Origin of the sequence: Turicibacter sp. T129, assembly GCF_025594975.1 — a bacterium.
GTDB lineage: Bacteria > Bacillota_I > Bacilli_A > MOL361 > Turicibacteraceae > Turicibacter > Turicibacter bilis.
The window spans coordinates 1-19,202 of the sequence record NZ_JAMQUU010000053.1 but is presented as its reverse complement, the minus strand read 5'-3'; the positions used below and the strand labels follow the sequence as shown (position 1 = coordinate 19,202).

Here is a 19,202-nt window from a genome sequence, read left to right as displayed (position 1 = left end):
GAATGACTCAATGGGATTGACGTATAGTTCAACTAAAAGGAAGGCTTTACAAGATTTATTTAATATTGATAGACGAGACGACCAATTCGTGATCGCCTTAGCTGGGAATCCGAATACCGGAAAGAGTACAGTCTTTAATACGTTAACAGGACTACATCAACATACCGGAAACTGGCCAGGAAAAACGGTGACCAATGCTCGCGGAGAGTTTAAAACAGCCACCCACGATTATGTCTTAGTGGATCTCCCTGGAACCTATTCTTTATTTGCGACCTCAGAAGAAGAAATCGTGGCTCGTGATTTCATTTGCTTTGGAAAACCCAACCTCGTCGTTGTGGTCACAGACGCCACTGCCTTAGAGCGTAATCTTCATCTGGCCTTTCAAATTATGGAATTAACTGATCGTGTGATTTTATGTGTTAACTTAATCGATGAGGCAAAGAAAAAAGGAATTGTCGTGAATAAAGCGGAAATTGAAGCAGACTTAGGCATTCCAGTTGTTTTAACCTCGGCTCGAAACGGAGTCGGAATCAATGACCTAAAAGCTGCCATCGATCAAGTCATTGATGAAAACTATGACTTTCATCAACAACCTCTGCTTTATAATCAGGAAACTGAAGCTTATGTGAACGAACTGATGCCGCTTCTTGACAAGCAATTCCCCAATCTTAATCCACGCTGGTTAGCCCTTCGTCTCATGGATGGTAATGAGAGCATCTACCAATCTATGAATCAATATTTAAGCCCTGAACAATCTCAATCCCTAACTGAAATTGCTACTCACATCCCATTGCCTCTTAATAAGGAACAAATTCGTGATCACTTAACTGAAGTTAGTTATGCTAAAGCTGAACAAATCAAAAACGATTATGTTTATACACTTGATCAAAAGCAACTCGCACGCGAACGCGATTTAAAAATTGACCGTGTCATCACTTCAAGATGGTTCGGAATCCCACTAATGCTTCTTCTTTTATTGGTAATTTTTTGGTTGACCATCGTAGGTGCGAATGGTCCATCCCAACTACTAGCTAACTTTTTCTCTTGGGTAGAAGGTTATATTGATCAATTCCTAGATTGGATTCACACACCTACTTGGCTTCATAACATGCTTTTATCCGGTGTTTATCAAACCTTAGCAAATGTCGTCTCTGTCATGTTACCACCAATGGCTATTTTCTTCCCACTCTTCACTTTACTCGAAGATTTAGGCTACCTTCCTCGCGTCGCCTTTAATCTCGATCACTTATTTAAAAAAGCCTGTGCTCATGGGAAACAATGCTTAACCATGTGTATGGGATTTGGATGTAATGCAGCAGGAATTATTGGATGTCGGATTATCGAATCCCCTCGAGAAAAATTGATTGCCATTTTAACCAATAACTTTGTCATTTGCAATGGACGATTTCCCACTATTATCGCGATTGCAAGTGTCTTACTACTCACCTTAAACTTAAACACTTTTCAAAACAGTTTAATGAGCGCACTTGTCGTAAGCTTAATTATTATTTTAGGTGTCATCATTACGCTACTTGTTTCTTATGGGTTATCTAAAACCATTTTAAAAGGAGTTCCCTCATCCTTTACCCTTGAGCTTCCTCCATATCGTACCCCACAAGTAGGACGCATCCTTTATACATCGATTATTGACCGTACCCTCTTCGTGTTAGGACGTGCCATCATGATTGCGGTTCCTGCAGGAATTATCATTTGGTGCATGGCCAATCTCTATATTGGTGACTTAAGCATTTTAACTTATATCGCCAATTTCTTAAATCCGTTTGCCCAATTCATCGGACTAGATGGTTTCATTTTAATGGCTTTTATTCTTGGATTACCTGCTAATGAAATCGTTATCCCTATTCTGTTAATGGCGTATCTATCAAGTGGTTCCATGGTGGAATTTGATAGTATCACGACTTTAAGTCAAATCTTAAAAGATAACGGATGGACATTATTAACTGGACTTAATGTCATGCTGTTTACCTTATGTCATTGGCCTTGTTCGACCACATTAATGACGATCAAAAAAGAAACTGGAAGCTATAAATGGGCAGCCCTCGCGTTTATCATTCCAACTTTAATTGGGATTGCCCTCTGCTTTGTTACCACTGTGATTTTCCATTTATTTGGATGGGCCTAAATGAAACCGAGTCGTTAACCTGACTAATCGCATTTAATTAAGCAAGAGCGACTCTTTTTTATTAAGTCACTTCCTCGTTCATTTTATTAATGGTCTTAAAAACAGAGAGAACAAGAACAATGTCCATGGATAACTAGCCATTACGAAAATAGATAAATACATTTGAAGCGTTTTAATATCGGAGCAAAAGAAAAAGGGTTGTCACACCGCTAACGAAATCAGTTTAGTTAGCAATTTGACAACCACTTAATTTTATTTTTGAGTAGATTCATGACGCTCTTTTAAGTATAGGGCAATAGCGTCTTCATCATGATGACGAATAACATTAGTTGCCACTGCCTTAATTTCATCTACTGCATTTGCTGGAGCGTATGCTTCATCTGCTAGTTCAAACATCGGTAAATCGTTTAAATTATCTCCGAATCCAATAATTTTTTCAAATTCAACATATTTTGCTAATGCTTTAATCCCATTTGCTTTTGAGGCATTAGCACTATATAATTCCATGTATCCAAATCCTTCTTCACGAGTCGGATAATAAGTCGCATTAATTCCTTCAACTTTTTGAACTTGACGATAAGCTTCTTCAATTAACTCTAACTTATCAAAGACAAGTATATTTACAATTTGGTGAGTCGCCACAACAGATTCAAACTCATCAACAGAGGTAAACGTCTTTAGAGTTTTATCTTTACGTTGCTCATAAAAATTTGTTGAAACCGGATTATTAATTTGACGATAAAAGACTGATAATTGATCATCTTTAATGCCGTAAACCATTGGCTCTAATCCTAATTGATCAAAAATTTCTAACGTTTGCTGCGCCGCTACTTTTGAAATATCAACAATCTCAAGATATTTTCTATTTTTTAAATCGTAAATTCCTACTCCATTCATAATGGCGATAGGCATTTGAATATTTAATCCTTCTAATAATTCAATAACTGTAGCATGTGTACGAGCAGTTGCTACTGTAAACTTTACCCCTTTTTCAATTAACTCATTAATAATCGTGCGACTATTTTCAGAGACTTCACTTGCTTTATTTAATAAGGTACCATCTAAATCAGAAACGAATAGTTCCATATCCTCACCCTTCCTTCATGTTGTTATCTATCATTATACTAAAAAAAGACACAAAACGCTATGAGAAAATCATTCGCGCTTTGTGTCACTAACCTTAAAGATTTAGTAAGTTTTTTTGTTTTTATTTGGATGTTCTTGAGTCGCTAATTTATTGGTTGACGCCCACTCATTACTAAATTCAGTTTTTTCTACATGATCACTGCTATTTCCAATTGCTGCTTGACCACACCATTGATTATTTGTTTCTGTTTTTGCTGCTTTTGCTTTAGATTTACAACTCATAATCGTAACCTCACTTTCTTGTCGAAAAACGACACTATTAGTATGAGAAAATGACTTAGAATCATTCGTGTCAGAACAACCCTATAAAGCTTATTTTTTCCTATTAATCAATCACAAATAAAAAAATCATGACATTTGTCATGATTTTTTTATTTCAACATTTTAGGATTTGGATTGCTTAAACTAGCATTCTTTGTTGTTTGAATTGTTTCTGCAATTGTTTGAAGTAGCAAAATCAGTCGCAAACTCTACATTAGCATTTGTGTTTGCATTAGATTTGTTACGGTTAGATTTTGCATTTACATTTGCATTTGTATTTGCATTATAGTTTGCTTGATTTTTATTGTTGCTGTTATTATTATTTTTCATTTTGAATTCCTCACTTTCTTTATTGTTGTCTTAAACAACAGTAATAGTATGAGTCCAAAATTCGAAATCATTCTTCTTTTTCAACAGTTCAACGAGGTATTTTATAGAATAATCGGATTATTTTTTTATAAAGAATTAGGCATAATAACCATGAATTTTAATATAACTATGAACACCATCTTTTTGTGATAACGGAAAATCTTTTAAATCATAAGAATGTTGACAGACTAAATAGTCAACAATATTCCCGTACCGATCTAATACTTTTGAAGTCACAATCATCGTGTGTGTTAAAACACCATTCACCCGTTTTTGGACTAAATCCCCAAGTTCAAGTTCATCATATTCACAAAATGAGGCATAAATGCCATAGTTTTGTGTCCCTTTTTTATTATTATTTAATAAATAGGTCTCAAATGGCTTCGCTGCCGTCCAAGAGGGTGTCCGTGAGTAATCACTGTACCAATACCATTTCGTTGTCACATCTCGCCCTGATTCATCAAATGGGATATCTCCTGCATGCAAACACTGAGAAATATAATTCGTACAATCACCCCCATATTTTTCATAATCATGATACACAGGATTTCGCCCTAACGCCCATGCTCTAGCATAATCAATAGCTTTCTGACGCTCATAACGTTTAAGTTGCACCACTATCACTCCTTTCTATATAACCTTATTCTAGCATGATCTATTTAAGACAAAAAAACGACTCAATGAGTCGTTTTTTTTGAATTTATTTAACTTTAGCCGCTTTTCGGTACGCCTTTGCTTCAGCTTCATTTGCCCAAACAAAGTGACCAGCTGTAATTTCTGTCCATTTTGGTTTATCTACACTATAATCGTGTTCTTCACCTGTATAAACAATCAATTTTTTATTTTTCTCAAGACGTGGATCCGGAATTGGAATAGCAGATAATAAAGATTTAGTATATGGATGGAATGGATTTAAAAATAATTCCTCTGCCTCTGCTAATTCCACAATACGTCCTTTATGAATAACCGCAATACGATCTGAAATAAAGCGAACGACTGATAAATCATGAGCAATGAATAGGTAAGTAAGCCCACGTTCAGCTTGTAATTTTTTTAGTAAGTTTAACACTTGGGCACGAATTGAAACATCCAGTGCCGAAATCGGCTCATCTGCAATGATAAATTCTGGCTCCATGACCATGGCACGGGCCATCCCAATTCGTTGACGTTGTCCACCTGAAAATTCATGAGGATAACGTGTGACGTGCTCTGGTAATAATCCAACTGACGTTAAGGCATTAACCACTTTTTGTTTACGATCTGCCTCATCTTTATATAAATTGAAATTAATTAATCCTTCAGAAACGATATAATCAATCGTTGCACGTTCATTTAATGAAGCAGCAGGATCTTGAAAAACCATTTGGATATTTTTAACGATATATTTATTCATATCGCGTGTAATTTTTCCATTAATTTTTTTACCCTTAAATAAAATATCACCTTTAGATGTTTCATTAATACGGATAATGGCACGTCCAATTGTCGTTTTTCCCGATCCTGATTCTCCGACGAGTGAAAACGTTTCTCCTTTATAAATATCAAAATTCACATCTGAAACAGCTACGAAATCTTTAAATTTAATTTCAAGATCACGAACTGAGACTAACACTTCACGCTCTTGTGCCATTAGTTCGCACCTCCTTGTACTGACCCATAAATTGAAACAAGTTTTTCATGTAAATTTTGAAGAGGTTCTGGCATCTCTATTTTTGGAGCACGCGGATCACGTAGCCAAGTTTTTGCAAAATGAGTCGGTGAAATCTCAAAAAATGGGGGTTCTTCTTCAAAATCAATGCGCATCGCATATTGATTACGAGGGGCAAAGGCATCTCCGATAATCTCATTGTATAAAGATGGCGGTGTTCCATCAATTGAAAATAACTCACTCCCTTTTTTCCCTAACTGAGGAAGTGATGAAAGAAGGGCCCAAGTATAAGGGTGAGCGGGTTCATAGAAAATTTCTTCTACTTCACCATACTCAATAATTTGCCCAGAATACATCACCACGACACGATCGGCAACATTTGCTACCACCCCTAAGTCATGCGTGATATAGATGGTTGTAAATCCATACTCTTTTTGTAAATCTTTAATTAACTGTAAAATTTGTGCTTGAATCGTGACATCAAGCGCCGTCGTTGGTTCATCACAAATTAAAATTTTCGGACGACAAGCTAAAGCAATGGCGATGACAATCCGTTGGCGCATCCCTCCTGAATATTGATGTGGATAATCTCCAAAACGCTTCTCAGGATCGTTTATTCCAACACGTTTCATTAAATCAATGGCTTGTGCTTTCGCTTCTTTTTTAGATACTTTTTGATGCTTAATAATAACCTCAGCAATTTGTGATCCAATCGTACGAACTGGGTTTAATGACGTCATCGGATCTTGAAAAACTGTTGCAATCTTTGCTCCACGAATCCCTTCCCATTCTTTATTTTTCGTCTTTTTACTTAAGTCTTCACCCTCAAACAGGATTTCTCCTCCACTGATGATTCCATTTGACTCTAGCATTCCGGTAAATGATTTAATGAGAACTGATTTCCCTGATCCTGATTCACCGACAATCGCTAACGTTTCTCCTTGATATAAATCTAATGAAATTCGACGAATCGCATTTAAATAATGATTACGTACTCTAAATTTTATTTCTAAATCCCTGACTGTTAAGACAGCTTCTTTTGTACTCATACTATCACTCCCTTTCCTACATATGAGTTCTTGGATCTGATGCATCTGCTAATGCTTGACCAATCACATATAACGAAACCGTTACAACGGCTAATGTTAAAACTGGAGCCCAGAATAAATGAGGATATCCATTAAAATAATTTGAATATTGATTGATCATACGTCCTAGTGATGGAATTGAAACGTTTAACCCAATTCCTAAGAATGATAAAGTCACTTCTGTTGAAATGGCAGCTGGAATTTCAAGTGAAACACTGGTCATCACGACTGAAAGTAAATAAGGTAAAATATTTCGAGTGACTAAGCGAAGCGTTGGTGTTCCTAAGCACTTTGAAGCTAAGTTATATTCACGATCGCGAATAATCATTACTTGTGTTCGAATAAAATAGGCAGTTCCCAGCCATCCCGTTAAACACATCGCTAAAACTAATTGCCAAAATCCACGTCCAAATGCATAAAGTAATACGGTAACAATTAAAATATAAGGCACACTGGAAATGATGTTATAAATTTCAAGCATGACTTTATCGATTGCTTTTGAGAACCCCCAAATCGCTCCAACTAAGACACCAATAAAGGTATTCACCCCTGTGACAATAAATCCAACTAGTAAAGATGTTCTTGTTCCAGCCCAAACGACGTCCCAAACTGAACTTCCGACCCCATCCGTTCCATAAGGATACTGGAATGATATTCCTAAAAATCGCATTTCGGGATTATTAATATTCGGTGAAATCATTGGATCATAACCCGATAAAGCTGGTTGAATAAGAGCAATCAAACTCAATAAAACAATTACAATTAATAAAAATACAGTTAATTTTTTTCCAAAAAACTGCCTTGAAACTGAGCGCCAATAAGAATATGAAGGCGCTGCAATATGTTCAGATGCACTCGCATCATGGGTAACAAATTCAAATCTTGAATCACTCATTATCGGCTTCCTCCTTTTTCATCTAGACTAATACGTGGATCAACTAATGTTAATAACCAGTCACCTAGGAAAGTTGATAAGATACTTAATGAAGTAAAGATAAACGTTAATCCAATGACCATTGAGTTATTATAAATCGAGATAGAATCAGGTAAGATTTTCCCCATCCCCGGAATACTGTAGACACCTTCTGTAATTAACGCTCCTGAAATACACAAAATAACCGCAGCTGGAAGTCCATGAGCAATTGGACCAATGGCATTTCTAAAGATATGTTTATAGAAAATTTCATTTTCAGATAATCCTTTAGCACGAGCAAATTTCACATAATCCATCGTACTTTGATCAATCATATAGCGACGCATCCACATCATACGACCGGCTACTGACCCTAACGTTAATGAAATAATTGGTAAAATATACGATTTTGGATGACTTGCTCCCAGCATAGGAAACATTGATGGTAACCCAAAATATTTTCCTCCAATAAATCGAACTAAGACAATATAAGCAAGCCCTGGAATAGCATTCATGAATACAATATACCATTGACCAAGCTTATCGACCCATTTACCTTTATGATTCGCCATTTGAATTCCAAGTGGTAAACCGATGACATAAGTTAAAAGTAATGAAATAATTCCCATCGTAAATGAAATTTGCATCATAGATGGATCACTTTTTAAGGTTTCACAATCTGCATAGTGATCGGTAAAGTTTTTCTGATCCATATTATCTAAGGTTTCCTTATACTTACAGGTGTAAAAATTTGTTGAAGATTCTTTAACCTGACCATTTGGCATCATGACCTCTTTTTTGACTTTTTCTCCTTGTGAACTTGTCACAACCTCCAATACGCCTTGTCCACTATAGGTTGGATACGAAGTCCCTAAGTTAATACTAATCCAGTTTTGATGAATAAATGGAAAGTTCCCATCAAAATAAACGAGATATTTATTTTCACATCCTGTACACATTAAGGCAGGACGCCCATTAAAGTCTTGGCCAACATAAACTTTACGTTCTAATTCTGTATTCTCTGTTTGAACCTTTCCTGGATAGTCAATTTCAATTAAATTTGCCCACCAATTTAATGCCCGTCTTAAGATCGGAACTTCTTCGACTGCATACGCTTGTTTTGAGACTTCAAAGAAGTCAACGTCCCAACCTTCTTTTTCTTTCAACGCAACATAATCTGCTGTTTCAGACGATTCAGGTAAGATACAGTTTGAATATTGTTCATTAGCTGATCCATATAATTGTTTACAGTAATCTTGAATCGTATCATAATTTAAGTACCCAAGTTTTTCCCATTGAACATATTTATAGTTAGCATAATCGTCTGGTCTTTTTTGAATCTTTTCAATATTTGTATCCGAAAAGAACACACGATCACGAGGGATAACTGAGTAAATTAAAGTAAAAACAATCGTTAAAACCATGAAAATTGAGAATAACGATCTTAGAAATCTTTTAAACATATAACGCTTCATTGGCTGTCCCCCCTTATTTTTATATACAAAAAGATTAGGGTTTCACCCCAATCTTTTTGTATACTTTTAAACTTGTATTATTTTTTCAACTCTTCTTGCCACTCTGCAATGATTTCATCACGTTGTGCTTTTGTTACAACTTCATCGGCCACTTGTTTATATTTGTATTTATCATCTGATAAACCATAAGCCCCATATAAACCACTACGTGGAACTAATTTTGACACACTGTATCCTCCACCATTTGAACAATATGGGATGAAGATGGCATTATCTAATAAGAATGCTTCTGCTTTGGCATATAATTCAAAGCGTTTATCGTTATCATCTACCACAGCATCTGCTGCATCTTTTAACGCTTGGAATTCATATAAGCCAATGGCTTCTTTCGCTGCTGCATCGTTACCTACTTCTGAGCCTGTCCAGTTTAATCCTTGATAAGCTAACATGTCTCCACTATCTGGGTCAAAGACATCCACGTAAGTTTTTGGATCCCCATAGTCTGGACCCCATCCACGACCAATCAACATATCCCAGTTCATTTGTTCAGCTTGTTTAGCTGCATTTAATGTATCTGTATCTGAAACAATGATATTAACTGCAACAAAATCAGTTAAATTTGTTTCTAATGTATTTTTAAAGGCTTGTGCGACACGAACCCCATTTTCACTTGCCCCATCCACTGAAATATCTAATTGAATTGGGAATTCGACCCCTTCTGCACTTAATTCTTCTTTTGCTTGATCCGCATATTGTTTAGCTAAGTCTAAGTTATAATAAGCTAATTGTCCATCTGATAAATCGAATCCTTCTGGATATTCTGTTGGATTAATCTCTGTTAAAGCTGCTGATACTAACTCTTCATATGGTACCCCTTCGCTTGTTAAAACGAATCCTGGTTGAGTTAATGTATTACGTAAGCGTCCAAGTTTTAAATCATCTCCAACGACTTGCGCAGTTAAATTAGAAACATCTAATCCGTACATAACCGCTTTACGGAAGGCACGATTTAATTTTGCTGCTGTAGTATCTTGACGCTGTTTATCAGTTTGTGGTGAAGCATCGACTGTTTCATCTGCCACTGATGAATAAGCATTACGGTCAAAGTTCCATGAAATCCAGAATGATGATGAACTTAAATCTGAAACATAAATTGAATCTCCATATTTATCTTTAGCCGTTTTATAAATCGCTGCATTATCTGTATAAACAGGAGCAGCTGAATAATCACCATTATCAAATCCTGTGAATAAGCTATCTGGATCTTTTCCATCATAATAAACTAACTTAACTTTTGGAATATAAACATGTTCTGCATCCCAATAATCTGGATTAGCTGTATACTCAATCACTGATTTAGATACATAGTTTGATAAGATATAAGCACCGTTATAAAGAATTCCGTCCGCTGCAACTTCTCCGAATGAACAGTTACCTGGATCCGGTGCACCTAATTTACATCCCTCACCTTTACTTTCTAAAAATTCTTGATTGACTGGCATTAAAACTGAATAAGTTGTAATGGTATGGAAATATGGGGTTGGGGCTTCAAGTGTATACTCTAATGTATAATCATCTAACGCTTTAATTCCAACTTCTTCCCATTCCACTTCGCCATTCACATAAGCATCTAAGTTTTTAATTGCATATTGGACTAAGTACATGGTTTGTGATTGGAATTCTGTTGCGTGACGTAATCCAGTCACAAAGTCGTGTGCTGTTACATCAGCATATTCTTCGCCTTCATCTGTCACCCATTTTACACCTTCACGAATCTTAAAAGTAAAAACAGTTGCATCATCATTGACTTCATAACTTTCAGCAATGGCTCCAACTAATTGTCCATAACGGTCATGTTCTAAAAGTCCGTCAACAAAGTTAGCTGTGTGCTCATTATCAGCAGCTTGGAATGAATATACATAGTCAAACGTATCTGGATCTTCACTATAGACATAGTTATAATCATTTCTGTAAACTTCTGTGTCTTTTGGTGTTTCATTTGGTGTATCGTTGTTTTCTGGTGTGTCAACTGGATTCGAGCTGTTATTACTACATCCCCCGACAGCAAGTAAACATGCTCCAGCTAACCATAAATGTTTCTTATTCATTTCTGGTCCCTCCTTCAATCTCATCACTATTTTTTGTGATGTTATTGTGTATTATATTTCCAATATTTGTAAAAGTAAATAGTCTTTAGTGATAAAATCGCTTTCAAGTGTAAAAAATATGGTTATTTAATGACTATTTAATGTTTTTAATGTGTCTAATTCATGTCCTTTCTATTAAATCATCTTATTTCTTATAAATTAATTATTTCTTTTTTATTATTTTATACTATACATAACCTCAATTTTTCTCTGATTTTGGAGCGCACGCTAATAAATTTGATTTTTTAATCTTTTGTTATGAAACAGTTAAAAATGATTCAATTGTCAGTTGTCAACATAAGGGAGATTCCCCTTTTTCAAATCTCATTCCAAAACTGAAAAACATACTGAGTAGTGTTATTGCTGCTCACTGTCTAAATTAAGTTTCATTCTCAGTACAAACTAATCACGATCCAATTTTATTTGCTAAAATTACTTATCATTCAACTCTTACTACCTCTCGTTCTGCTTATGCCACCATCTCATCAGAACGTATTCAATTTTGAACTTAATAATCCATCAACCCATATAGTCACTATAAGGGATTCCTTTGATTCTGTGTAATGTTTAACTGAAGTTGAATACGGAATGAATAACGCCTTATCGTTTAGATAGGGCTTATTCTTTGCATATAACTTGAAATATTTATCATCGTTATCTACTGCAACCCAACGTCTTTTCATGATTCAGAATCATATCATCCGATGACGCTTTGACAACTGTCTCATCTCACTTCAGAACAATGCCAGTTCACCCCTCACTATCGAAATATACCTACGTTCTCTGCATCGAATCCCTCGACCTATATTTTTCAATCGCCAACTTGAATCCATCACTCAATCACGTTTCATTTGATTAGCTGTTTTAGAGATAGATAAGATTGTTCACTCAAAGACCATTAAATTGACGTTAACAGATCTTTCTCTAAAATAGCTTAATAATTTTAAGCCATTTTTAAATCTGATCATTCTTCCTTTTATCAAGATAAAAAAATCATAAAGAAACAGTCGTTCTTTATGATTTTCTATTTAAGCTTATTTATTGTCTTTGTTATTCATTAACATTTCTTCACCGACTTCAACCAAGCGTTTTGTAATCATTCCTCCTGCTTTTGCTGATAAAAAGGCACGTTGGGCTTCTTGATCCAAATAATGGTCTAATGGGGCAAAGTCAGAACCAAACTCAACATCTAGTTGCTGATGTTTATAAGGAGAAGCTTGATGACTGTAGTGTTTCATGCATAATCACCTCCGACATACTTAGTATGTGCAAAGAAAAAAAACTCATGTTAAAAATTCATTTTAACATGAGTTAATCACTATCATTCATTGCTTTTAAGTTTTTTATTTCCTCTTCTAATTGTTCCATTCTAATCATGAGCTTTTCAATGGTTTCTTGTAACTTTATGATATGTAACTTATCGTCTGTTGAGCGCATGTCGGTGTGTGAATCATCGGCTCCACGTGATGATTTCGGTAAAATCTCCTCTTGCTCTGGCGCTTGACCTGAACTACTGACAGTTGATCCACTTTGTGAACCTTGTTCATTATTTTGACAAAATGGATTATCCACATTAAAACTATCAGGTGTAAAATAACGCCCCGGCCCTTGTTGATAATATTGTTGTTGTGCATTATAAGTTTCAATTGCCTGTCCAACAAGTTGTAGCCAGTTGCCAACAGCATTCTGTACGTTAAACGGTAATTCATTTGCAATGACATTTCCAAGTAATTCACCAACAACGATAAATAACTCAGGATTTACGTTTTGAAAGTCCATGTTATCACCACATTTTTTATAAAATAATCTGACAACTCAAGACAATTTTATGATAGGGTTTAACGACATATGACTGTTGATTAAAATTCTGACAATTAAATTGCCTTTAATTGTTTTAAGATTTTTGTGAAAGGTTCAATCTCTTGACTTGACTCAAGTTTCTTACTTGAGCGGTAAAAGGTCAGTGAAGCATTGAAACAAGGCTCTACCTTTTGTGCTAAGATTAATTTTTCTAAGTGAGAAACCGTCCCGCTACTTCCGTCAATTAATCGAACTTCACTAGAGAAGATTTTTTCAAAATGATGAGCAAATAATGGAAAGTGTGTACATCCTAGAACAACTGCTCCATATTCACTAATATCAAAGGATTGTAAACATTGTTTCAAATAAGGAAGAATCGCTTCATCCGAAAATTCATACGACTCTGCAAAACGAACAAGATCGGGTAATGGCAATAAATCTGTTTGATGGTGTTTATCTAGACGCTGAATTAACTGTTTTAACTTTTCTTCTTTTAATGTGAGTGGTGTTGCAGTGACTAAGACACGCTTTGTACTGTTTTCTACAGATTCAATTGCCGGTTTTACAGCAGGTTCCATTCCAATAATCGGAATAGAATATTTTTGGCGTAGCTCGGATACAGCAATACTTGTTGCCGTATTACAAGCAATCACAATGATTTGGGCTCCCTCATTTACTAAAAACTCAATGGCCTTGAAGACATACTCACGAACTTCTTCCTTTGGCTTTGGTCCATAAGGGGCATGATCTGTATCTGCATAATATAAGTATTCATGATTTGGAAGTCGTTTTAAAGCCTCGCTTAAAACCGTTAGTCCCCCAATTCCTGAATCAAAAAATCCTATTTTCATGTTAACCTCCAAAACTTTTATATTTTAAAAATTTCTATATAAAAATTTCATACGTATGAGCATTATATCATGAAAGTTCTATTTTTGACTACCTTCCCTAGATAAAGAGGCTACCTCCATGAGATAGCCTCTTCGTTTATTTATATAACCTTAAAAAGTTTTTCCAGCCCTCTAAGAGTTCTTCACGGCTACCAAAGTGATTTTTTGTGATTCCAGGAACCGCATTATCATTTTCATAAACAAAATCTACATCATAACCGCCACCGTCTGGAAACGTAATAATCCCATATAAGTGTACTCTTTCTTGTAACTGTTTAACGAGTGTGATAGCTGCACGCTCGTGACCTTCACGATCTTCAAAGTACTCCTCATCAATTTTTATAGCATCATAATAAGGGTGGAAACTCTCTTCAAAATGTTCAACTTCATCTCTTACACAAAATTGCATTCAAATACCTCCTTTATTCTTTTTCGAATTCTAGATGTTTCACAACTGCCTTAATTTTCTTTTTCGCTTTTTCAATTGCTTTTTCTTTTTCTTCCGGTGTCTCACCTGTTCCATCAACTAATAATTCTTCAAATTTCTTAATTCCCATGAATTTCATCATATCTTCAATGTAATGTAGGCCTTTATTAAATAATGGATTCATCATCCACATGATATTAGCACCTGAGGATTGAACATAAACAACTGTTCTTGGTTTATCATCGAGTAATCCCTTTGGCATCATTCCCTCAAAAGAGATTGTTTTACCCACTTGAATAATACAATCCATATATTCTTTTAAAGGAGCGGGAAAAGACAAGCTCCACATTGGAGTGGCAATAACAACGACATCAGCCTCTTTAAATTGATCACATAGCTTTACAATTTTATGAACTTCTTCTTGCTCTTTTGGAGGTAATTTCTCTAAAGCTTCTTTTTCAACCATGCAATTACGTGAGGCAAAATATTGATACTCAAGTCTCGGAATATGGACTTTATATAAATCTAACTCCTCAACTTCAAATTCAGGATAGGTTGAGGTAATCTCATTGACTAACGCACGTCCAACAGTTCGACTTGCCGATAATGTCTCTGGCTTGGAATTGACTGTGATATATAATAACTTTTTCATGTTGCCACCTCGATTTTAATCAATTGCTATATTAGTATAGACATCCTGCATTCAATTATGTAATAAATCCATTGGAGTGAATTCGATAGTTTTTGTTATACTAAAACTATATCATAACTAAGGAGCGTCATTATGAAACGTCAATTGAATCCTATGATTCCTTTTCTAATCGCCGTTATTTCAAGCGGCTGCTTTTTTATCCTGGCAGACTATATTTTCACATCAGATTTAACAAACTTCCAGCAGTCTGTCTTTAACTTTATTAGCCGTCTTCGTAACCCACATTTAAATACCCTCATGATCATACTAACAAAGACCGCTAATCCATTTCCCATTAGTGTATTAACCTTAATATTGACGTTTATTCTCGTCTTCAAACATCAAAAAAAAGAAGCTCTATTTAGCTTCTTACTCATCCTTTTAACCGCAGGAACAAATACCCTTTTAAAACACCTGTATCTTCGTCAGCGCCCAATCGTTGGTTCATTAATTCATGAAACAGGTTTCAGTTTTCCAAGTGGTCATTCAATGATTAGTTTAGCACTAGCTCTGTTACTTAGCTATCTCTCTTTTCATTTTTTATCTCGTAAGCTCATTGCTTACTTATTGAGTGCCTTCTTGTTAGCTTATACCTTTTTAATCGGATTTAGCCGTGTTTACATTAACGTTCATTATGTAGGAGATGTATTAGGCGGTTGGCTTGCCTCTATAGTAGTTTTTTCTATTCTCCTTTGTTTATTTAATCTATTTTCTCGTACAAAAAGACCATTATGATGAACATGAAAAAAGAAACTATTTAAATCATAGTTTCTTTTTATTTTTGAACATAAGATCTTTACCTAAAGTAACCGGTTACCGTTAACTTCAAAAAAATAATTAACGTTGTTCAGTTAATTTTTTGTAATAAATCTTATTTGTTTTTTCATTTAAGTCGCTCTCTAATTCTCGCCATCCATGACGGCGATAATAATCGGTTTTCCCTGTTGTAAGATAAACTTTAGGATACCCTAGTAATTTGGCACGATGAATGACATGATTCATTAATAACTGCCCATAATTACGCCCTCGATAAACTTCATCGATATATAATGATGTAATCCAAGGATATCGATCAGCCTTTTTTAAGACATCATTTTTAATTAATCCGCAGCATCCAATAATTTTTTCATCATTGACTAGCACATAAAAATCATTTAAAGAGTCACCTGCTAGTGATAAATGGCAGATTTCATCATAAAACTGGGACACTTGATTTTGATGATTCCAAACATTTTGAATATATTGAATAGCTTTCTCTGTCCCGATAGGACTTTGTTTAATATTTACGACCTGTAACATGTTTTCCCCCCTATCAAACACATTTGTTACGAATGTTTTTTTCTTAATTTTCGCCAATCTAAATCGCCATTATCGAGTGCTCTTACAAAAATTTCTGCTGATGCTAAATTTGTTGCAATCGGTACATAATGAACATCACATAAACGAATTAAAGCTTGAATATCCGTCTCATGCGGTTGTGGTGTTAATGGATCACGTAAGAAAATGACAAGATCAATATCTTCTGTAACAATCATCGCTCCGATTTGTTGATCTCCACCTAATGGTCCAGATGCTAATTTATGGACACTTAAAGCTGTCCCTTCTTCAATTCGTTTTCCAGTTGTTCCTGTTGTATACAACCCATAGTTTCTTAAGATATGTTGATATGCATAACAAAAATTCACCATTTGATCTTTCATTTTATCGTGTGCGATTAATGCGACATTTAGTTCCAAGTTCTTCACCCTCATTTCACATGGTTTCCTTAGGCGTACACCTATATTACCATTTTTGATTTTGTAATTCCAACTTTTTCAAACTAAACATTTCTACGTTTTTTGACAGACTAAAAAAAGACATGACAACTAACGTTAAAGTTTAGTTATCAAAATCTGATTTTTTCATGATAAATCTTCATCTCTCTATCTCCGAACCTAGCACTTCGACTAAAGCTAAGGGGGAAGTACTTTAGTCGATTTTACTAAGTTAATAAAATAGATTCTTTACACGTTTAATTCCCACTTATGAACCGTCATTTCTACTGTTCGATCTGCAATAAATTCAATTCCTTCTGCACATAAGTCCGAATAAACCGTTGAAGTCATCGTATGTGCACCTTCTTGAGCAAATAACTCAACTGAATACGTATCTATTAATAAACGAAGTGATAACTTACCGTCTACTAATGGAACTGGCATTTCACGATAGTTTAATCCATCAATACCACTTCTACTTTGACGACGATCAAAACTTAAGACATGACGATCCACGTCATACACGATATTTGTTTCTTGATCTTCACCTTTCATGACTTTAATTTCAAAATATTTTGCCTCTTTGAAGTCAATGACCATTTCCAGATCTAAATGACGTCCCTTTACTCCTGCTAATGTTTTACTTCCTTCAAATATGACTGACTCATGACCAATATGACCACTACGATATTTCTCAATTTCACGAACTGGCCATTGATACATGACATCGCCTTTAATGCTTAATTCACGGGGAATCGTCATTGACGTCACCCATCCGTATTTATCGGTTGGCATATTTTGATGCCATGATTGCATCCAAGCAATCATAATCCGACGCCCATCTAAGCTCTCTGTTGTTTGTGGAGCATAAAAGTCTAATCCATAATCGATTTCTTCCATCACACGACGCTCAAAATGAGCCGTTTCATAGTTTAACTCTCCTAAACAGTAAACCGTTGTATTCGTATTTTTATGGCGAAATTCTTCAACAGGAACCCCTTGTGGTGACATGATTAACACATCTTGTCCATCTAAGTGGAATAAATCTGGACATTCCCACATATAGCCAAATTCATGATTACTTTCCCCTACTATTCCAACATATGTCCAATGGACTAAATCTACTGATTTATAAAGTAACACACGTGCACTGTTCTCATCACTCTTACTTCCTAAAACACAATAGTAGACTCCATCTTTAACCCATAATTTTGGATCACGGAAGTCAGTTAAACTTGAATGCTCCGGCATTTCTTCGGTCTTAATGACTGGATTATTCACATACTTATGATAATTAACCCCATCCCCAACAGCTAAGCACTGAACTTGACGGACCCAAGATTCATCCTCAGGATTTGGATTAGTATGTCCTGTATACATTAAAACGTGTTTTCCATCCACTTCTAAGGCACTTCCAGAGAAGCATCCACCTGTTTCATACTCTTGATCAGGCGCCATCGCAACTGGTAAGTACTCCCACTTAATGAAATCACGACTTTTTACATGGCCCCAATGCATCGGTCCCCATTTGACATCATATGGGAAGTATTGATAAAACAAATGATACTCGCCTTGATACACCGAGAAACCATTTGGATCATTCATCCATCCTACTTCGGGCATATGATGAAACTGATTGCGCTCCTTTAATGATAAAATCTCATCTTTTTTAGATTCTACATAGTCACGAGCTTGCTGTAACTTTTCACTTGTTCCCTGTAATAACTGTTCCTTTTCAATGAACATTTTATCCACACTCCTTTTTCTTACTCCCCAAAAACGTCCACTTCCTCCGAAAAGTCCTTCTTTTAATAAAAGCGTTTTAGGTACCCTTTTATCTTATAAGATTTTTAATATTTTATCAACTTTTTTATTAAAATTTTAGTTAATTTTTTACTATTTAATTACCAAAAAAAAGTCGTCTATTGGACGACTCAATCCTCATAACTCATCACTTTAAATTTAATATTTTGACTATTAAACTCCCCAATTTCTTTAAACCCTACCTTTTGATAAGTCTTGAGGGCACGTTGATTAAAATCGGCCACAGTTAACCTCAACTTTTTAGCCTTAAAATGATTTTTAGCGTAAGCCATTCCTACTTGAACAAAACTTGCCCCATGTCCCTTTCCACATAATAAAGGATTCATACCAAGCCCTATATCTAAATACTCATGATCACGATAAAAACCTTCCATCTTTCCAGCTGACACTTGAGCCGATTGGCCAAAACAGAAAAAGCCAATCAGCTGTTCTTTCTGATTAAGTACTGAATAATACTCATCATATAATAACTCTTCTAAACATTCTTCACAACCTTCAAGATTATACCAATCATACGGGGGAGAATACTGCCAAAATAATATTTTAAAGGCATCTAATTCACTCATCTTTCTAATTTTTAACTTCATATCCTCACTCCAATCCATCAAAAAAACGGTTCTATAATA

The 19,202-nt window shown here is 35.3% G+C and carries 21 protein-coding genes; 2 read left to right on the top strand and 19 right to left on the bottom strand.

The features are described from left to right. Window positions 1–10 precede the first annotated feature (10 nt). Window positions 11–2,143 carry a ferrous iron transport protein B gene (gene feoB, locus NEH75_RS09830; RefSeq protein ID WP_055243442.1) on the top strand — a complete coding sequence of 711 codons (2,133 nt, stop codon included), beginning with the start codon at window positions 11–13 and terminating at the stop codon, window positions 2,141–2,143. Window positions 2,144–2,395: 252 nt separating this feature from the next. Here the strand turns inward: feoB and NEH75_RS09825 are convergent, their stop codons facing one another. The 15 genes from NEH75_RS09825 to NEH75_RS09755 all read right to left on the bottom strand — a co-directional run bounded on the left by NEH75_RS09825 (window position 2,396) and on the right by NEH75_RS09755 (window position 14,959). After that, entirely contained in the window at window positions 2,396–3,229 is an 834-nt protein-coding gene (locus NEH75_RS09825; RefSeq protein ID WP_055243441.1) for a Cof-type HAD-IIB family hydrolase, read from the bottom strand. A 102-nt stretch (window positions 3,230–3,331) separates the two neighbouring features. Then, complete coding sequence (locus NEH75_RS09820) at window positions 3,332–3,511, bottom strand: hypothetical protein (protein ID WP_055243440.1); 180 nt, start codon at window positions 3,509–3,511, stop codon at window positions 3,332–3,334. Between the two features lie 183 nt (window positions 3,512–3,694). Continuing rightward, window positions 3,695–3,880 carry a hypothetical protein gene (locus NEH75_RS09815; RefSeq protein WP_055305575.1) on the bottom strand — a complete coding sequence of 62 codons (186 nt, stop codon included), beginning with the start codon at window positions 3,878–3,880 and terminating at the stop codon, window positions 3,695–3,697. Window positions 3,881–4,015: 135 nt separating this feature from the next. Continuing rightward, entirely contained in the window at window positions 4,016–4,534 is a 519-nt protein-coding gene (locus NEH75_RS09810) for an amidase domain-containing protein (protein ID WP_262948841.1), read from the bottom strand. 85 nt (window positions 4,535–4,619) lie between these two features. Continuing rightward, entirely contained in the window at window positions 4,620–5,549 is a 930-nt protein-coding gene (locus NEH75_RS09805; protein ID WP_055244523.1) for an ATP-binding cassette domain-containing protein, read from the bottom strand. Then, the gene (locus NEH75_RS09800) at window positions 5,549–6,616 is read right to left on the bottom strand and encodes an ABC transporter ATP-binding protein (protein ID WP_055244522.1); all 1,068 of its coding nucleotides are present in this window, start codon (window positions 6,614–6,616) and stop codon (window positions 5,549–5,551) included. Before NEH75_RS09800 ends, NEH75_RS09805 begins: the two co-directional genes overlap by 1 nt. Window positions 6,617–6,632: 16 nt before the next feature. Continuing rightward, window positions 6,633–7,550, bottom strand: coding sequence for an ABC transporter permease (locus NEH75_RS09795; RefSeq protein ID WP_055244520.1), 918 nt, complete (start codon window positions 7,548–7,550; stop codon window positions 6,633–6,635). After that, window positions 7,550–9,043, bottom strand: a complete 1,494-nt coding sequence (locus tag NEH75_RS09790; RefSeq protein WP_055244517.1) for an ABC transporter permease — start codon at window positions 9,041–9,043, stop codon at window positions 7,550–7,552. The genes NEH75_RS09795 and NEH75_RS09790 overlap by 1 nt, the downstream gene beginning before the upstream one ends. Before the next feature lie 77 nt (window positions 9,044–9,120). Continuing rightward, a complete protein-coding gene (locus NEH75_RS09785) occupies window positions 9,121–11,151 on the bottom strand; it encodes a peptide ABC transporter substrate-binding protein (protein ID WP_262948839.1) in 2,031 nt (676 codons plus the stop codon). A 524-nt stretch (window positions 11,152–11,675) separates the two neighbouring features. Next, window positions 11,676–11,873 (bottom strand): hypothetical protein, encoded by a 198-nt coding sequence (locus tag NEH75_RS09780; protein WP_262948837.1) that lies wholly within the window; start codon window positions 11,871–11,873, stop codon window positions 11,676–11,678. A 351-nt stretch (window positions 11,874–12,224) separates the two neighbouring features. Further along, complete coding sequence (locus NEH75_RS09775; RefSeq protein WP_055244513.1) at window positions 12,225–12,428, bottom strand: hypothetical protein; 204 nt, start codon at window positions 12,426–12,428, stop codon at window positions 12,225–12,227. Between the two features lie 73 nt (window positions 12,429–12,501). Next, the gene (locus tag NEH75_RS09770; RefSeq protein ID WP_055305578.1) at window positions 12,502–12,969 is read right to left on the bottom strand and encodes a hypothetical protein; all 468 of its coding nucleotides are present in this window, start codon (window positions 12,967–12,969) and stop codon (window positions 12,502–12,504) included. A gap of 95 nt (window positions 12,970–13,064) precedes the next feature. Further along, window positions 13,065–13,841: a glutamate racemase gene (gene murI / locus NEH75_RS09765; RefSeq protein WP_212723682.1), complete on the bottom strand. Its 777-nt coding sequence runs from the start codon at window positions 13,839–13,841 to the stop codon at window positions 13,065–13,067. Window positions 13,842–13,977: 136 nt separating this feature from the next. Further along, window positions 13,978–14,289: a hypothetical protein gene (locus tag NEH75_RS09760; RefSeq protein WP_055305580.1), complete on the bottom strand. Its 312-nt coding sequence runs from the start codon at window positions 14,287–14,289 to the stop codon at window positions 13,978–13,980. A 13-nt stretch (window positions 14,290–14,302) separates the two neighbouring features. After that, window positions 14,303–14,959 carry an FMN-dependent NADH-azoreductase gene (locus NEH75_RS09755; RefSeq protein WP_055244505.1) on the bottom strand — a complete coding sequence of 219 codons (657 nt, stop codon included), beginning with the start codon at window positions 14,957–14,959 and terminating at the stop codon, window positions 14,303–14,305. A gap of 132 nt (window positions 14,960–15,091) precedes the next feature. Here NEH75_RS09755 and NEH75_RS09750 point away from each other — a divergent pair, with 132 nt between their 5' ends. Next, a complete protein-coding gene (locus NEH75_RS09750; RefSeq protein WP_068759626.1) occupies window positions 15,092–15,733 on the top strand; it encodes a phosphatase PAP2 family protein in 642 nt (213 codons plus the stop codon). Between the two features lie 102 nt (window positions 15,734–15,835). Here the strand turns inward: NEH75_RS09750 and NEH75_RS09745 are convergent, their stop codons facing one another. The 4 genes from NEH75_RS09745 to NEH75_RS09730 all read right to left on the bottom strand — a co-directional run. Further along, the gene (locus NEH75_RS09745) at window positions 15,836–16,297 is read right to left on the bottom strand and encodes a GNAT family N-acetyltransferase (protein WP_262948834.1); all 462 of its coding nucleotides are present in this window, start codon (window positions 16,295–16,297) and stop codon (window positions 15,836–15,838) included. A gap of 26 nt (window positions 16,298–16,323) precedes the next feature. Beyond that, window positions 16,324–16,734, bottom strand: a complete 411-nt coding sequence (locus NEH75_RS09740; RefSeq protein ID WP_411039961.1) for a methylglyoxal synthase — start codon at window positions 16,732–16,734, stop codon at window positions 16,324–16,326. Between the two features lie 267 nt (window positions 16,735–17,001). Continuing rightward, complete coding sequence (locus NEH75_RS09735; protein ID WP_068759625.1) at window positions 17,002–18,498, bottom strand: glycoside hydrolase family 32 protein; 1,497 nt, start codon at window positions 18,496–18,498, stop codon at window positions 17,002–17,004. 188 nt (window positions 18,499–18,686) lie between these two features. Continuing rightward, window positions 18,687–19,202, bottom strand: a 516-nt coding sequence (locus NEH75_RS09730; protein WP_262948831.1) for a GNAT family N-acetyltransferase, incomplete at its 5' end; no start/stop codon positions are given.

Bases quoted from the DNA above. Each gene is read 5' to 3' on its own strand.
- NEH75_RS09805 (WP_055244523.1), bottom strand. From the start codon at position 5,549: ATGGCACAAGAGCGTGAAGTGTTAGTCTCAGTTCGTGATCTTGAAATT.
- NEH75_RS09785 (WP_262948839.1), bottom strand. From the start codon at position 11,151: ATGAATAAGAAACATTTATGGTTAGCTGGAGCATGTTTACTTGCTGTC.
- NEH75_RS09820 (WP_055243440.1), bottom strand. From the start codon at position 3,511: ATGAGTTGTAAATCTAAAGCAAAAGCAGCAAAAACAGAAACAAATAAT.
- NEH75_RS09745 (WP_262948834.1), bottom strand. From the start codon at position 16,297: ATGTTACAGGTCGTAAATATTAAACAAAGTCCTATCGGGACAGAGAAA.
- NEH75_RS09775 (WP_055244513.1), bottom strand. From the start codon at position 12,428: ATGAAACACTACAGTCATCAAGCTTCTCCTTATAAACATCAGCAACTA.
- NEH75_RS09770 (WP_055305578.1), bottom strand. From the start codon at position 12,969: ATGGACTTTCAAAACGTAAATCCTGAGTTATTTATCGTTGTTGGTGAA.
- NEH75_RS09750 (WP_068759626.1), top strand. From the start codon at position 15,092: ATGAAACGTCAATTGAATCCTATGATTCCTTTTCTAATCGCCGTTATT.
- NEH75_RS09825 (WP_055243441.1), bottom strand. From the start codon at position 3,229: ATGGAACTATTCGTTTCTGATTTAGATGGTACCTTATTAAATAAAGCA.
- NEH75_RS09800 (WP_055244522.1), bottom strand. From the start codon at position 6,616: ATGAGTACAAAAGAAGCTGTCTTAACAGTCAGGGATTTAGAAATAAAA.
- NEH75_RS09815 (WP_055305575.1), bottom strand. From the start codon at position 3,880: ATGAAAAATAATAATAACAGCAACAATAAAAATCAAGCAAACTATAAT.
- murI (WP_212723682.1), bottom strand. From the start codon at position 13,841: ATGAAAATAGGATTTTTTGATTCAGGAATTGGGGGACTAACGGTTTTA.
- NEH75_RS09735 (WP_068759625.1), bottom strand. From the start codon at position 18,498: ATGTTCATTGAAAAGGAACAGTTATTACAGGGAACAAGTGAAAAGTTA.
- NEH75_RS09755 (WP_055244505.1), bottom strand. From the start codon at position 14,959: ATGAAAAAGTTATTATATATCACAGTCAATTCCAAGCCAGAGACATTA.
- NEH75_RS09790 (WP_055244517.1), bottom strand. From the start codon at position 9,043: ATGAAGCGTTATATGTTTAAAAGATTTCTAAGATCGTTATTCTCAATT.
- feoB (WP_055243442.1), top strand. From the start codon at position 11: ATGGGATTGACGTATAGTTCAACTAAAAGGAAGGCTTTACAAGATTTA.
- NEH75_RS09795 (WP_055244520.1), bottom strand. From the start codon at position 7,550: ATGAGTGATTCAAGATTTGAATTTGTTACCCATGATGCGAGTGCATCT.
- NEH75_RS09780 (WP_262948837.1), bottom strand. From the start codon at position 11,873: ATGAAAAGACGTTGGGTTGCAGTAGATAACGATGATAAATATTTCAAG.
- NEH75_RS09760 (WP_055305580.1), bottom strand. From the start codon at position 14,289: ATGCAATTTTGTGTAAGAGATGAAGTTGAACATTTTGAAGAGAGTTTC.